The organism is Planotetraspora kaengkrachanensis (assembly GCF_016862895.1).
Taxonomy (GTDB): Bacteria; Actinomycetota; Actinomycetes; order Streptosporangiales; family Streptosporangiaceae; genus Planotetraspora; species Planotetraspora kaengkrachanensis.
Map to the genome: position 1 here is coordinate 131,854 of NZ_BONV01000028.1, position 13,435 is coordinate 145,288.

Sequence of the window (13,435 nt, forward strand, 5' to 3'; positions counted from 1 at the left end):
TTCGAGAGACATGTGAAGTACCGACTGCCACCACGAACTGACCAGAAGATTCAAAACAGATACCTCTACATACCACATGATGCCGTAGGGGATTTTGGTATGCGACATCGGGGGTGCCGATCAGGATCTGGCGGACGTTCCGGAGCCCGGGCAGCACGAAGCCGTGGGACTCACGATCGACGTGCGTCCCACGGTGGAATGGCGGTCAGGCGGTGGTTCCTCCACCACGGGTGAAGGACGTGCGCAGGCGGTATCGGTCGCCGCGGTAGGTGATGGTCGACACCAGCACGACCCGGCCGACCGTGTCGACCATCGACTGGTGCATCACCAGAACCGGGTCTCCGGGGTCGAGGTCGAGGTGCCCGGCGATCTCCTCCGGGCATCCCATGGCCTCGATGACCGACTGGGCGACGACCGGCTCGGCCCCCGCGGCGGCGAGTTCCTCGAGCAGGGAGGCCACGGCGAAGTCGGTGCCCGGAAGTTCGGGCGCGAGATTCAGGACCACGCGGGAGGCGTCCACTCCTATCGCGAGACCGTCCAGCATGCGGACGCGTTCGAGCACGAAGAGCTTGGTGCCCGCGGCCACGCCGAACTGGTCCGCCTCGTCGAGGGACGCCTCCGTGACCTCCGCGCGGATCACCCGGGAGGTCGCGACCAGGGCCTTGCGCCGCGCCGTCTCGGTGAAGGACTCCAGCGAGTTGGGCCAGTCGCGGTCGGGCCTGCTCGCGACATACCACCCGCGACCATGTGAGGACCTCAGCACACCCTGCTCGACCAGGTGCTGGAGCGCCCGCCGGAGCGTCACCCGGCTGATGCCCATCTGCGTGCACAGCTCGCGCTCGGCGGGCAGGCGCCGCCCGGCGGGAAGCACCCCCTCGCGCACCTGGCGCTCGATCAGCTCGGCCGCCTGCACCCACAGAGGCTCAGGGCTGTCCGAAGCGATCAGAGTCGCCTGAGACACCCTATTCACCGGGTTCACGTCCCTCCCTGCTCTCGCCCGCCTGCCGCGGGCGAACATAATGTCATTCTCACACCGGATCCGTGCGGCCGAGCATCACTCACGGCGATCTCCGACCAGGCGGTCGAATGCCGCGTCCAACTCCGGGTCCGTCCGGCGTCGCGAAGACTCCTGATCAAACCAGGACACAATCTCTCGCGCACCTCGCGCAAATGGAACTTGTGACAAGAAACCCGGCACAAGGCTCTTAATCATAGAGTTGTCGTAAATAACCGAATGCCGGAAATCCTCTTGCAGGACCGGGCCCATCCATGCGATTTCCCGGCCGATGTCCTCGCTCGACCGGTGCACGATCCTGGGCTCCACGCCCGCTGCCTCGGCGAGGCAGAAGTGGATCTCGTCCCAGGTGAGCAGTTCGTCCGAGGTGATGTGCACGCTCTGCCCCACGGCGTGCCGGTTGCCGAGCAGGCCGGTCAGGCCGCGCGCGAAGTCACGGGCGTGCAGCAGGTTCCACAGCGAGGTGCCGTCGCCGTGGACGACCACCGCCTTCCGCTGGCGCCAGCGCTCGATCGCCGTCCAGCCCGCCAGGATGGGCAGCACCGTCTCGTCGTAGACGTGCGCCGCCCGCACGATCGTCACCGGGAACGCGTCGTAGCGGTAGGCCCGTTCCAGCTCCTCCTCGCAGCGGAGCTTCTGCATGGGGTAGTCGAACCCGTTGTTCCGCCGTGCGGAGGACTCCACGATCGGCAGCCGCGGAGCCGGCCGCGCGTACAGCGACCCGGTCGAGATGAAGACGTACTGCCCGGTGCGGCCGGCGTACCTGTCCGCATCCGCCCTGACGTCCTCGGGGGTGTACCCGATGAAGTTCACCACGGCGTCGAACGTCTCGTCGCCGAGGGCCGCCCGCATCGCGGCGTCGTCGTGCGCGTCCGCGTGGACGACGCGGACGCCCTCCGGCACGGGGCGCAGAGTCGTGCGGCCCCGGGTGACCACGGTCAGATCCACACCGGCCGCCACGGCCTCGCGCGCGCAGGCGGCGCTGAGGACGCCGGTTCCGCCGATGAAGAGAACCCGTTGTGAAGTCATCGCTTCCCCGCCTCCGCCGGCCGCCTGCCCGTGGCGAGACCTCGGCCGACGAGGTAGTCGTAACAGGCGCGCAGCAGCTCGTACATGTCCCCGCGGGTACGGTCCGCCTCGACGATGTGCCACTTCACCGCCGGATTGGCACGGGCCACGCCTTCCACGTCGACCACGCCCTCCCCGAAGGGCAGCATGTGGTCGTCCATCCCCCGCGCCGGGCCGTCCTTCAGATGGACGAACTCCAGACGGTCGCCGAGCGAGGCCGCGACGGGCGCCGGCTCGACCCCCGCCGTACGGACCCAGTAGGCGTCCAGTTCGACGACGACCGCGGGGTCCAGCTCACGGAGCAGGATTTCGTAGGCCCGCTCCCCGTTCATGACGTTCTCGAACTCGGCGAAGTGGTTGTGGTAGGCGATCCGCATGCCCCGCCCCGCGGCGTTGGCCGCCGCCTCGTTGACGCGCCCGGCCCCCCGCAGCACGCCGTCCAGCGTGGTGAACTCCTCCGGCTCCATGCTCCAGACGAGCGTCTCGACGCCGAGTTCCTCGTTCTCGTCGAGGATCGCCTCGGCGGCCTCGCCCGCCGGGAACGGCGCGTGCACGCTGCAGAACTCCAGGCCGAGGCCGTCGGCCACCCTCCGCACGACGGACGGCTTGTGGCCGTACAGGCTGATGGGCTCGACGGCGACGTATCCGAGCGCCGCCACCCGCTCGAGCACGCCGAGCAGGTCGCGGGACGCCTCCTCGTGCAGGGACCACAGCTGCGCCGCGATCGGCGCGGGCGTCGCCGGCCGGTTCACACCGCACCTGCGATCGTCCGCCCGTTGCCGAGCGGCCAGCGCGTCGACCACGAGAGGATCTCGTCGTCCTCGACGCCCGCGGCCCAGAGCGTCGCCTGGCGGACCAGCTGGCGGAAGCCCGGGTTCCCCCAGGCCCGCGCGTCGTGCCCGAGCGCGGTGTAGCAGACCCGGCCGCGGCCGTGGTCGCGCACGTAGACGACCGGCTCGGCTCCGTCGGCGGTCGCGCGCTCGGCGAGCACGCGCACGTCGGGCGCGTACTCGAGGACGTAGAACTCGTCGTCGATGCCGAAGTCCTCCATGTGCCGCGTCACCGGGTGGGAACCGCGCAGCCGCACGTCGAACCGGCCCTCGGAGCCGGAGTCCCCGTGCGACAGGTAGCGGGAGCCGACCAGTTCGAAGGCGACCCGATCGGCCTCGAGGCCGCCCTCGCCGAATCCGAACAGGTTGCCCGCGTGCAGGACGACCAGCCCCTTGCCCTCGGCGACCAGGTCGGACAGGGCCTGCTGCTCCCTCTGGTCGAAGGTGACGGACGAGCGGTAGACGACGTACACATCGGCCTCGGCCGTGGCCGGCGCGAGATCGGCGAAACGGGCCATCCCCATGGCTCTCGCGGTGGGGAGCCCGGCCTCGGTGACGATCTCCTGCAGCGCGAGCGCCGCTCCGATCAGGTCGTGGTGGATGTCCGTGCCGTCGACGATCACCATCGCGGACGGCGAGCGTCTCAACTTCATCGTGTTTCCTCTGGTAGTGCGGGAGCCGTCAGGGGCGGCCGGCGACGCGGGCGCGGCGCCGGCCGCCCATGCGGGCGTCTCAGGTCGTGTCCGACACTCCCCTAGCCGGCGTGCGTGGCGGCCTCGGCGTACTCCTTGGCCATCTTGTCGCCGCCGCCCGTCTTCCACTTCTGGACCGCCGCCGTGAGGCCGGAGGCGGGCTCCCGTCCGAGGAACACCGCGGTGACCGCGTCCTGCATCTGCTGCTGCAGGGCCGACCCCTTGGAGTTGAAGGTCTCGGAGTACAGGTGCGCGGCCGGGTTGTCGAGGAGCATCGGGACGACCTTCTGCTGCCAGTCGTGGTTGAGCTTGTCGACGCCGGGGGCGCCCTGCGGGTCGCACAGGACCTGGGGGCCGCCCGCGATGTAGGCGAGGCCGAGGTCCTGCTCGCGCTGGCCGCGCGTGGTCAGTACGGCGACGCCGTCCTTGACCTCGTAGTCCACACCCTCGACGCCGTAGCTCATGATGAACGACTCGCGGGAGCCGAAGGGCGCCGCGATGTAGTCGAGGACCCGGAGGAACATGTCGATCCTCTTCTTGTCCGTCGTCTTCTTGATCATCGTCATGGCGTAGGCGCCGCCGCCGGTCCAGTGCACGGCGTTGCCGCCGTCCTTGCCGAAGGGGACCATGATGTCGAAGACGACGTCCTTGTCGTCGGCCACGATGCCGACCGAGCGGTTGCCGTCGTAGAGCATGGCCAGCTTGCCGGACCGGAAGAGCGCGTCACGCTGGACCTTGTTGTTCATCAGGGTCGGGGTGTCGGGGTGGAAGCAGCCGCTCTTGTAGAGCTCGGCGAGCTCGGACATGGCCGGGATGAACGCCTCGTGCTCCCAGGCCGACACGAAGGAGCCGTCGGCCTTCCGCGTCCACTTGTTGGGCACGCCGAACATCATCATCATGAAGTCGGCGATGTTGCCGCCGAACGCGTAGACGCCCGCCTGCGCGTTGGTGACGGCCTTGGCGAGGTCCTTGAACTCCTGGAGGTTCGCCGGCTGGGGGTTGGCGCCCGCGGCCTGGATGACGTCCGTCTTGGTGTAGATCTGCGTGCTGAACACCGGGTCGGACTTGGGCACGCCGTAGATCCGGCCGTTGAGGTAGCCGTTGAGCCAGCCCGCCTTCTGGATGCCGGCGAGGTTGGGGTACTTCTTCACCGCGTCGCCGGAGAGGAACTCGCTCAGGTCGGTGAACTGCGCCTCGGCGAGTTGCGGCAGACGGGCGACGTTCTCGTAGAGGGGGACGGAGACGAACTCGGGCAGGTCGTCGCCGGCCACCAGCGCGGGGAACTTCGTCTGGAAGTCGGCGTAGGGCACCTGGTGGGGAATGACGTTGAGGTTGAGCTCCTTGTTCAGCAACTGCCAGTAGGGGCTCTGGTCGACCGGCGGGGACGGCTGGCCGTACGTCATGATGAGCACGTTGAAGTCGCTGCCGTCGCCGATCGTCCCGTTGACCGTGCGCGGCCCGTCCATCGGGAAGGACGCGTAGACGTCCATGACGCCCTCGGCGCTGCCCTCCAGCAGGGCCTTGGGCTTGACCGGCGGAACATAGGTCGGCAGCGGCACCCCCTTGGCCGCGGCGGGCGCGGCGGCGCCGCCGCCCCCGGAGTCGGAGCCGCACGCGGCGAGCACCCCGCTCAGCGGGATGAGCGCCGCCGCCAGACCGGCGCCCCTCAGGAGGTTCCTGCGGCTGATGCCATCGTCCGAGGCCGAGAATCCGGACCGATTTCTGATCTCCATGATCTGTTCCTTTACGGTTATCGACTAACCCTTGATGGCCCCGGTGAGCATCCCCTTCGACATGTGCTTCGTCAGGAAGGGATAGACGCACAGGATCGGCAGCGTGGCGATCGCCACGAGAGCCATCTGCACGGACTGCGCGGGTGGCGCCACATATCCGGGAATGGTGTGCGCGGTCGAGGTGATGTTGTTCTGCAGAACGAATGTGCGCATGACGAGCTGGAGCGGCCACTTTTGCGTGTCGTTCAGATACAGCAGCGGGCTGAAATAGTTGTTCCAGTAGCCGACGGCGAGGAAAAGGCCGACGACCGCGATGACGGCTTTGGACAGCGGCAGCACGATCGTCCGGAGGATTCGCCATTCCCCCGCGCCGTCGATGCGGGCGGCGTCGAACAGTTCCTTCGGTATGCCCTGGATGAAGCCGCGGACGATGACGATGTTGAACGCGCTCACCGCGCCCGGGATGATCAGCGACCAGTAGCTGTCGAGCATGCCGAGCTGCTTCACCATGAGATAGACGGGGATCATCCCCGGCCCGAACAACAGGGTGAGCAGCACGAACGACAGCAGCCCGCGCTGGAAGAGGGACCCTCTCCGGCTGAGGCCGTAGGCCGCCAGCACCGTGCAGAACAGGCTGAAGGCCGTGCCCACGACGGTCACGCCGACGCTGATGACGATCGACCTGGCCACCTGTGTGCCGTTGAAGATCTGGTGGTAGGCCTCGAACGAGATCTCCGTGGGCCACAGGACGTAGCCGCCGTTCGCGTCGATCTGCTTCTTGGTCGCCAGGCTCGTGGAGACGACGACGAGGAACGGGAAGATCACGACGGCGCTGATCAGCGCGAGGGCGAGCGCCTTGAGCGCGACCGCCACCGGCTTCGGCTTGCCGAGCCAGACGGGCCGGCCTGGATTGCTCATCGCTTGTACACACCTTCCTCACCGAACCGGTGGGCGATCTTGTTCGCCGCCAGGACGAGAAAGAGGCTGACGACGCCCTTGATGAGGCCGGCGGCGGTCGCGGTCCCCCAACTCCCGTCGACGACGCCGTTGTAGTAGACGAAGGTGTCGAGCACCTCCGCCGAACCCGGGCCGACCGCGTCGCGCTGCAGCAGGATCTGCTCGAACCCGACGGTCAGGGAGTCACCCAGGCGGAGGATGAGCAGCAGCACGATGATGGGCCGCATCCCCGGCAGCGTGATGTGCCAGAACCTGCGCCAGGCGCCGGCGCCGTCCATCGTCGCGGACTCGTAGAGACCGGGGTCGATGGCCGCGATGGCGGCGAGGAAGATGATCGTGCCCCAACCGGCGTCCTTCCAGATCGCCTGGGTGGTGAGCAGCAGCTTGAACGTGTCCGGGTTGGACATGACCTCGAACGGCGTGAGGCCGTGGGTGATCAGGAACCGGTTGACGACCCCCGCGCCGCCGAGTACCTGCTGGAACAGCGCGATGATGATGACCCAGGACAGGAAGTGCGGCAGGTAGATGACCGACTGCACGAAGTTCTTCGCCATCGGCACCGCGACGGTGTTGAGGAGCACCGCCAGCAGGATGGGGACGGGGAAGAACAGCACCAGCTGCAGGAAGGTGATCTGCAGCGTGTTCCACACGGCGCTCCAGAACGCCGGGTCGGACACGAGCGCGGTGAAGTTGTCCCAGCCCACCCAGTCGGACCCGGTGAACCCGAGGAACGGGACGTAGTCCATCCACGCGACCACGCTCCCCAGGAGCGGGATGTACGTGAACAGCAGAAGCACGATGGCGGCCGGGGCCACCATGACGAGCAGCGGCGCGTCCCGCCATAACCGCGCGAGAAATGGCATCTTTTGCGGAGTTATCTGACTTTCCGAGCCCTCTGCGGTAACCCGGGGCAATGCCTGCTTCAGCGCCATGCACACCTCTCACCGAGTGCGTGAAACCGCCGGTGTGCCTGTGCCGACGTGGGCAGATACCAGCGAAGTACCGGGAAGATACCACTTGCACCAAAGTAAGACAACAAGTACCTTCGCGGTCACATGATGGTGCGCCGGCGCCTGAGAAAAGCGGGCCGGATCGACTCCGACGGGATATGCCTTGGACCCCTATTCCACTCTTCTCCCCCAGCCTGAACTGGCCTTTTCTCAACCGGGAACGTGCCTGCTGAATGCGCGCACGGCCGTCGCGGTGGCAGGGTCCGCGGAAATCCAGGAGCTGTTCCGGCGGTTTCTCGCCGGGCTGCCGCTTCCCGCCGACGGCCCCTCGAATGATCCAGCTAATACCACTCAGACCACGCTGAGCTTCGCCGCCGCGTCGGATCACGCACCCGGCGCCTTCCGCGTCGAGGTCACCGAGTCGGGCGTCGAGATCAGCGCCGGCGGCTTCGAGGGCGCGGTCAACGCCCTCACGACGCTGCGGCAGCTCATGCCGGCACACGCCTGGCGGCGCGAATGGAACCACGGCGGCGGCTGGGCCGTACCGTGCGGCACGGTGGCGGACCGGCCGGAGTACGGCTGGCGCGGCGCGATGCTCGACGTGGCCCGCCACTTCTTCCCCAAGCGCACGATCCTGCGCTACGTCGACCTGCTCGCCGCCCACCGCTTCAACCGGCTGCACCTGCATCTCGCGGACGACCAGGGTTGGCGTGTGGAGAGCCGGCGCCATCCGCGGCTGCACGAGGTCGGCAGCTGGCGGCCCTCGACCAGGCTCGGCCCCGACGGCGTCCCCGACGGCACCCCGCACGGCGGCTACTACACGCTGGACGACCTGGCCGAGATCTCGGCCTACGCGCGGTCCCGGGGGATCACCCTGGTCCCCGAGATCGACGTGCCGGGACACACCTCGGCGCTGCGCGCCGCCTATCCCGAACTCGGCCGGCCCGGTCAGGAGCAGGCCGTGCTCGACACCGTCTGGGCGGGCGGATCCTCCCTCAGCCCCACCCGCCCGGTCGTCGCGTTCCTCGAGGACGTCCTTGCGGAGATCCTCGAGGCGGTCGACACGCCGTACGTGCATCTCGGCGGCGACGAGTGCGACATGGGCTGGTGGGCCGACGATCCGGTCATCGCGGCCGAGATGGCCGAGCACGGGTACACCGACGTGAAGCAGATGCACGGGCACTTCCTCCGGTCCCTCGGCCGGTTCCTGTCCTCACGCGGCGTGCGCATGGTGGTGTGGGACGAGGGGTTCGTCACGGGGGGCGTGCTCCCCGACACCATCGTCATGGCGTGGCGCGGGCACGAGGTCGCGGGCCGTGCCGCCGCCTCGCACGACGTGGTGCGGGCCCCCCTGTTCCCGACGTACTTCAACTTCGACCAGTCGGACCTGGCAGAGGAGCCCCGTTCGGAGGGCGGCCCCATCACGATCGACGACGTCGCGGCCTTCTCTCCGGCGCCCGAGGAGTGGCCGGACGCCCTGCGGGGGCGGGTACTCGGCGGCCAGTTCCAGATCTGGAGCGAGTGGGTTGCCACCGAGGACCGCCTCGACTACCTGGCCTTCCCGCGTGCCTGCGCGCTCGCCGAGGTGCTGTGGAGGGGGCGGGTCGCCGATCCCGCGGACTTCGGACGGCGCCTGACCGTCCACCTCGGACGGCTCGACGCGATGGGCGTCGGCTACCGCCCGCCGGCCGGGCCGCACCCGTGGCAGACCGGCGGGACGGGCGTCTGGCGGCGCTCCGGGCCCGGGCGGATCGAGGAGACCAAGAAGTGGGTGGAGTCCGTCTCCCGCGAACCGTAGTCTCCGAAAGATCCTGATTTCCTGTTGATTGGAACTTTTGACCGATGACGCAGCATGCGAACTTCCTGTGGGGCGCGGCGACCTCGTCGTACCAGATCGAGGGTGCGGTGAACGAGGACGGGCGCACCCCCTCCATCTGGGACACCTTCTGCGCGACCCCCGGCACCGTGACGGACGGCGACACCGGCGCCGTCGCCTGCGACCACTACCACCGGATGCCCGAGGACGTCGCGATCATGGCCGAGCTCGGTCTGGACGTGTACCGCTTCTCCCTCGCCTGGCCGCGCGTGCAACCTGACGGGACCGGTGCGGGCAACCCCGCGGGGATCGCCTTCTACGACCGCCTCGTCGACGAGTTGCTGGCCAAGGGCATCCGGCCGTGGGTGACGCTGTATCACTGGGACCTGCCCCAGGCACTGGAGGACGCCGGAGGCTGGCCGAGCCGGGACGTCGCGTACCGGTTCGCCGACTACGCGGCCATCGCCTATGAGGCGCTCGGCGACCGCGTGAGCCAGTGGACGACGCTGAACGAGCCCTGGTGCTCGGCCGTCCTCGGCTACATGACCGGACGGCACGCCCCCGGCCGCCAGGACGCCCGCGCGGCGACGGCCGCCGTCCACCACCTGCTGCTGGGGCACGGTCTGGCGGTGCGGACGATCCGGGACCTCGCCGCCGCGAACGGCCGCTCCGACGCGCTGGAGGTGGGCATCACGCTCAACCTCGCCCCCAAGCTCCCGGCGAGCGACTCCCCCGCCGACCTCGCCGCCGCCCACTGGGAGGACGGCTTCGCCAACCGGCTGTACCTCGACCCCCTGCTGCGCGGCGAGTATCCGGCCGACGTCGCCGACAGGCTCGGCGAGCTGGGGTGCCCGCTCCCGGTCCAGGACGGCGACCTCGAGACGATCGCACAGCCGGTGGACGTGGTCGGCGTCAACTACTACTCCTCCCAGATGGTCGCGGCGGCGCCCACGGGGCAGAACGGCTGGCCCGCCCCGGCCACCCTCCGCCGCGACGTGCCGCGCACCGCGATGGACTGGGAGGTCACGCCCGGCGCGCTGACCGACCTGCTGACGCGGCTGGACCGGGAGTATCCGGGCCCGGCCTGGTACATCACGGAGAACGGCGCGGCGTACGCGGACACGGCGGACGAGACCGGCTACGTTGACGACGCCGAGCGCGCCGAATACCTGCGTGAGCACATCGACGCCACACTCGAGGCCCGCGACCTCGGCGTGAACGTGCGCGGCTACTTCGCCTGGTCGCTGCTCGACAACTTCGAGTGGTCCTTCGGCTACGACCGCAGGTTCGGCATCGTCCGCGTCGACTACGACACGCTCGAGCGCACACCGAAGCGCTCGGCGCGCTACTACGCCGAGCGCGTGGCGGCCGAGAAGAAGGCCGCGGCGGAGACGGGACGACTGTGATCACCGTTCTCACCAGCCACCTCGGCTACAACACCGCCGGCACGAAGAAGGCCGTCGCGCTGCTCCGCGGCCCCGCCACGATCGAGGGCGCCGCCCTCGTCGACGAGGGGGACGGCACGCGGACCGAGCTCGCCCTCGGCCCTGAGGAACGCGTCGACGGCTGGTCCGTCGGCTCGTTCCTGCGCATCGACTTCGGCCACGTCCGCGCCGAGGGCCGGTACCGGGTCGAGGTCGTCACGCCGGACGGCGTGCACGCGAGCGAGCCGTTCACGATCGGCACGCGGCGCGTCCACCACATGACGTTGTCGGACACGCTCTACTACTTCAAAGCCGTCCGGTCGAGCGGCGAGATCGACCGCAAGGACCGGCACGCACGCTTCTACCAGGACGACTCGGGCCGAACGGTGGACGCGCACGGCGGCTGGCTGGACGCGTCCGGCGACCACAGCAAGTTCCTCAGCCACCTCAACTACAGCCGGATGATGAACCCCCAGCAGACGCCGCTGTGCGCGTGGGCGTTCATGGCCGCCCGCGACCGGCTCGCGGCGAACCATCCGGAGTTGTGCCGAAGCCTGGGCGCGCGCATGCGCGACGAGGGCCTGCACGGCGCGGACTTCCTGGTGCGCTTCCAGTCGGAGGAGGGCTACTTCTACACGGCGATCTTCGACGCCCTCACCAAGGACCTCGACGAGCGCGTGATCAACGCCCCCCTGCAGGACAGCGTCAGGACCACCCGCTGGCAGGCCGCCTACCGCCAGGGAGGGGGCATGGCCGTCGCCGCGCTCGCGCGCGCGGCGACGCTCGGCGATCACGGCGACTTCACGTCGGAGGAGTATCTGGCGGCCGCCCATCGCGGATTCGCCCACCTGGAGGAGCACAACCTCGACTACCTCTACGACGGGGCTGAGTCGGTCATCGACGACTACTGCGCGCTCATGGCCGCCACCGAACTGGCCGGCGCCGCCGCCGTGCCGCCCGGCGGCCCCGACCCGGCCGAGTTCGTGAAGGCCGCGGATCGGCGCGCGGAATCGCTGATGAACCGCTACACCACCACGGACATGGGCTTCGGCTACCTGCTCGGGGACGTCGAGGGCCGGCCGTTCTTCCACGCGGCGGAGGCCGGTCTGCCCGCCGTGGCGCTGATGCGGTTCGCGGAGGTACGGCACGACTCGGCGCTCGCCGGACGGGCCAGGGAGATGGCGCTCACGCTGCTTCGGGACGCGGCCCATCTGGCCGACGAGGTGCCCAACCCCTTCGGCTACGCCAGGCAGTTCACGCAGCCGACCGGTCTCCCCCCGAGGACCACGTTCTTCTATCCGCACGACAACGAGACCGGCTACTGGTGGCAGGGGGAGAACGCCACCATCTCCTCGATCGCCTACGCGGCGGTGCTCGCGGCCGAACTGCCCGAATGCGACCCCGCCCTGCGGGAGCGACTGCTCAGGCTCGCCGACGACCAGGTGCACTGGATCATGGGGCTCAACCCCTTCGACGCCTCGATGATCCAGGGCAGGGGGCGGGGCAACGTGGAGTACTCGACGGCGTTCCAGAACGTGCCGGGAGGCATCCTCAACGGCGTGACCAGCGGATTCGACGACGAGCACGACATCGCGTTCATGCCGGACGAGCATCGCGCCAGCGGGAACTCGTGGCGGTGGGCCGAACAGTGGATCCCCCACAGCGCCTGGTTCCTGCTCGCCGTCTCGGCGCTCGGGTAGGGGGACGGCCATGGCGGTCATCCGGCCCTTCCAGCCGCTCGATCTTCCCGGCATGTACCGGGTGTGCCTGCGGACCGGCGACTCCGGCAGGGACGCCACCGGGCTGTATCACGATCCGGACCTGCTCGCTCATGTCTACGCCGCGCCGTACCCGGTCGCGGATCCTGGCCTGACGTTCGTCGCCGCCGACGCCGACGGCGTGCTCGGCTACATCGTGGCCACCGCCGACACCTACCGGTTCGAGACCTGGCTGGAGGAGAACTGGTGGCCGGCGCTGCGCGAGCGGTACCCGCGGGAGCGGGCCGCCGATCCCGGCGACGGAACCCAGGACTGGCAGCGCGTCGCGCACATTCACGACGCGCGGCCCCAGCGGGACGAGTTGTTCGACCGGTATCCGGCGCACCTGCACATCGACATCCTGCCGCGCGGGCAGGGCGCGGGCCTCGGGCGGCGGCTCATGGGCATGCTCGTCGACGCGCTCCGGGCGCGGCGGGTGCCCGGCCTCCACCTGGGTGTGGGAAGCGGAAACCCCGGAGCCTTCGCCTTCTACCAGGCCGTGGGGTTCAGCGAGGAGCGCCGCGGCGGCTGGGGCTCCATCATGGTGATGGACCTCGCGTAGCGCTCCGGCGTCGGCGCGAGTGCCGGGCAGACGTCGTGCGACTGCCCGGCACCTCTGAATCGGAAACGACCCGTCACGCCTCAGCGTTCTGGGCCGCTCGTTCGGTGTTCACGCGAACCCGGTCGATCTGGGCCTGGGTGACGTTGAGGGAACCGAATTGCCTGACCGCCTGGTAGTAGGTCCAGGCGAGGCCGTCACAGGTGGATTTGCTGACGCCGGAATATCTCGCGCAGACCTGCTTCATGTCGAAGTAGAACGCGTCGTCGACATGCGACTTGTTCGACGGGAACTGGTTCACCGCCTTGTAGTTGCGGTAGCCGAAGTCGTGACGTCGGCACGGTGTTCTGAAGTCGTACCCGAGTGGCTGGTCGGGACTGGTCGAGCACAGGTCGGTCGACCAGTCGAATGCGTATGCCGCCCAGGCGGCCTGGTTCTGCCAGGCGGAGAGCCAACTGGCGGCGCTGGCCGACGTGGGCTGGGTGAAACCGGAAAGTGCGGACGTGTGAGCCTTTCCGGCCCGCCGTCGGCGGCCACGCCGGCGCGGGGGCGGGCACGGCCGGCGCCTGCGGACAGGTCGCACCGGCTTGGCGCCCGCCCCCCTTCTCGTTACGTGTTACTCGTCATGCGACCC

General features: G+C 69.2%; 12 protein-coding genes. 4 read left to right on the plus strand and 8 right to left on the minus strand.

Annotated elements, in window-relative coordinates; translation table 11 throughout:
* Positions 1–205 precede the first annotated feature (205 nt).
* The 7 genes from Pka01_RS26570 to Pka01_RS26600 form a co-directional block, all read right to left on the minus strand.
* Complete coding sequence (locus Pka01_RS26570) at positions 206–961, minus strand: GntR family transcriptional regulator (protein WP_203885611.1); 756 nt, start codon at positions 959–961, stop codon at positions 206–208.
* A gap of 93 nt (positions 962–1,054) precedes the next feature.
* Positions 1,055–2,044: an NAD-dependent epimerase/dehydratase family protein gene (locus Pka01_RS26575; protein ID WP_203885612.1), complete on the minus strand. Its 990-nt coding sequence runs from the start codon at positions 2,042–2,044 to the stop codon at positions 1,055–1,057.
* Positions 2,041–2,835, minus strand: coding sequence for a sugar phosphate isomerase/epimerase family protein (locus Pka01_RS26580; RefSeq protein WP_203885613.1), 795 nt, complete (start codon positions 2,833–2,835; stop codon positions 2,041–2,043). The genes Pka01_RS26575 and Pka01_RS26580 overlap by 4 nt, the downstream gene beginning before the upstream one ends.
* The gene (locus Pka01_RS26585; RefSeq protein ID WP_203885614.1) at positions 2,832–3,566 is read right to left on the minus strand and encodes a ThuA domain-containing protein; all 735 of its coding nucleotides are present in this window, start codon (positions 3,564–3,566) and stop codon (positions 2,832–2,834) included. The genes Pka01_RS26580 and Pka01_RS26585 overlap by 4 nt, the downstream gene beginning before the upstream one ends.
* A 101-nt stretch (positions 3,567–3,667) precedes the next feature.
* Positions 3,668–5,338, minus strand: a complete 1,671-nt coding sequence (locus Pka01_RS26590) for a type 2 periplasmic-binding domain-containing protein (protein ID WP_203885615.1) — start codon at positions 5,336–5,338, stop codon at positions 3,668–3,670.
* A 24-nt stretch (positions 5,339–5,362) separates the two neighbouring features.
* On the minus strand, positions 5,363–6,256 hold the full coding sequence (locus tag Pka01_RS26595) for a carbohydrate ABC transporter permease (RefSeq protein WP_203885616.1): 894 nt from the start codon (positions 6,254–6,256) through the stop codon (positions 5,363–5,365).
* On the minus strand, positions 6,253–7,158 hold the full coding sequence (locus Pka01_RS26600; RefSeq protein WP_239115317.1) for an ABC transporter permease: 906 nt from the start codon (positions 7,156–7,158) through the stop codon (positions 6,253–6,255). Before Pka01_RS26600 ends, Pka01_RS26595 begins: the two co-directional genes overlap by 4 nt.
* A 250-nt stretch (positions 7,159–7,408) precedes the next feature.
* Between Pka01_RS26600 and Pka01_RS26605 the strand changes: the two genes are divergently transcribed.
* Genes Pka01_RS26605 through Pka01_RS26620 form a run of 4 tightly spaced genes read left to right on the plus strand, consistent with a single transcriptional unit; the run spans position 7,409 to position 12,804 of the window.
* Positions 7,409–9,043, plus strand: coding sequence for a beta-N-acetylhexosaminidase (locus Pka01_RS26605; RefSeq protein ID WP_203885618.1), 1,635 nt, complete (start codon positions 7,409–7,411; stop codon positions 9,041–9,043).
* Between the two features lie 44 nt (positions 9,044–9,087).
* On the plus strand, positions 9,088–10,467 hold the full coding sequence (locus tag Pka01_RS26610) for a GH1 family beta-glucosidase (protein ID WP_203885619.1): 1,380 nt from the start codon (positions 9,088–9,090) through the stop codon (positions 10,465–10,467).
* The gene (locus Pka01_RS26615; RefSeq protein ID WP_203885620.1) at positions 10,464–12,185 is read left to right on the plus strand and encodes a glycoside hydrolase family 9 protein; all 1,722 of its coding nucleotides are present in this window, start codon (positions 10,464–10,466) and stop codon (positions 12,183–12,185) included. Before Pka01_RS26610 ends, Pka01_RS26615 begins: the two co-directional genes overlap by 4 nt.
* A 10-nt stretch (positions 12,186–12,195) precedes the next feature.
* Positions 12,196–12,804, plus strand: a complete 609-nt coding sequence (locus Pka01_RS26620) for a GNAT family N-acetyltransferase (RefSeq protein WP_203885621.1) — start codon at positions 12,196–12,198, stop codon at positions 12,802–12,804.
* Positions 12,805–12,877: 73 nt separating this feature from the next.
* Here Pka01_RS26620 and Pka01_RS26625 read toward each other — a convergent pair whose 3' ends face one another.
* On the minus strand, positions 12,878–13,384 hold the full coding sequence (locus Pka01_RS26625) for a phospholipase (protein ID WP_203885622.1): 507 nt from the start codon (positions 13,382–13,384) through the stop codon (positions 12,878–12,880).
* Positions 13,385–13,435: the final 51 nt, after the last annotated feature.

What these genes read in the sequence shown, in the direction of transcription:
- Pka01_RS26575 (WP_203885612.1), bottom strand. Translation starts at nt 2,044, where the DNA reads ATGACTTCACAACGGGTTCTCTTCATCGGCGGAACCGGCGTCCTCAGC.
- Pka01_RS26585 (WP_203885614.1), bottom strand. Translation starts at nt 3,566, where the DNA reads ATGAAGTTGAGACGCTCGCCGTCCGCGATGGTGATCGTCGACGGCACG.
- Pka01_RS26590 (WP_203885615.1), bottom strand. Translation starts at nt 5,338, where the DNA reads ATGGAGATCAGAAATCGGTCCGGATTCTCGGCCTCGGACGATGGCATC.
- Pka01_RS26595 (WP_203885616.1), bottom strand. Translation starts at nt 6,256, where the DNA reads ATGAGCAATCCAGGCCGGCCCGTCTGGCTCGGCAAGCCGAAGCCGGTG.
- Pka01_RS26600 (WP_239115317.1), bottom strand. Translation starts at nt 7,158, where the DNA reads ATGCCATTTCTCGCGCGGTTATGGCGGGACGCGCCGCTGCTCGTCATG.
- Pka01_RS26610 (WP_203885619.1), top strand. Translation starts at nt 9,088, where the DNA reads ATGACGCAGCATGCGAACTTCCTGTGGGGCGCGGCGACCTCGTCGTAC.
- Pka01_RS26620 (WP_203885621.1), top strand. Translation starts at nt 12,196, where the DNA reads ATGGCGGTCATCCGGCCCTTCCAGCCGCTCGATCTTCCCGGCATGTAC.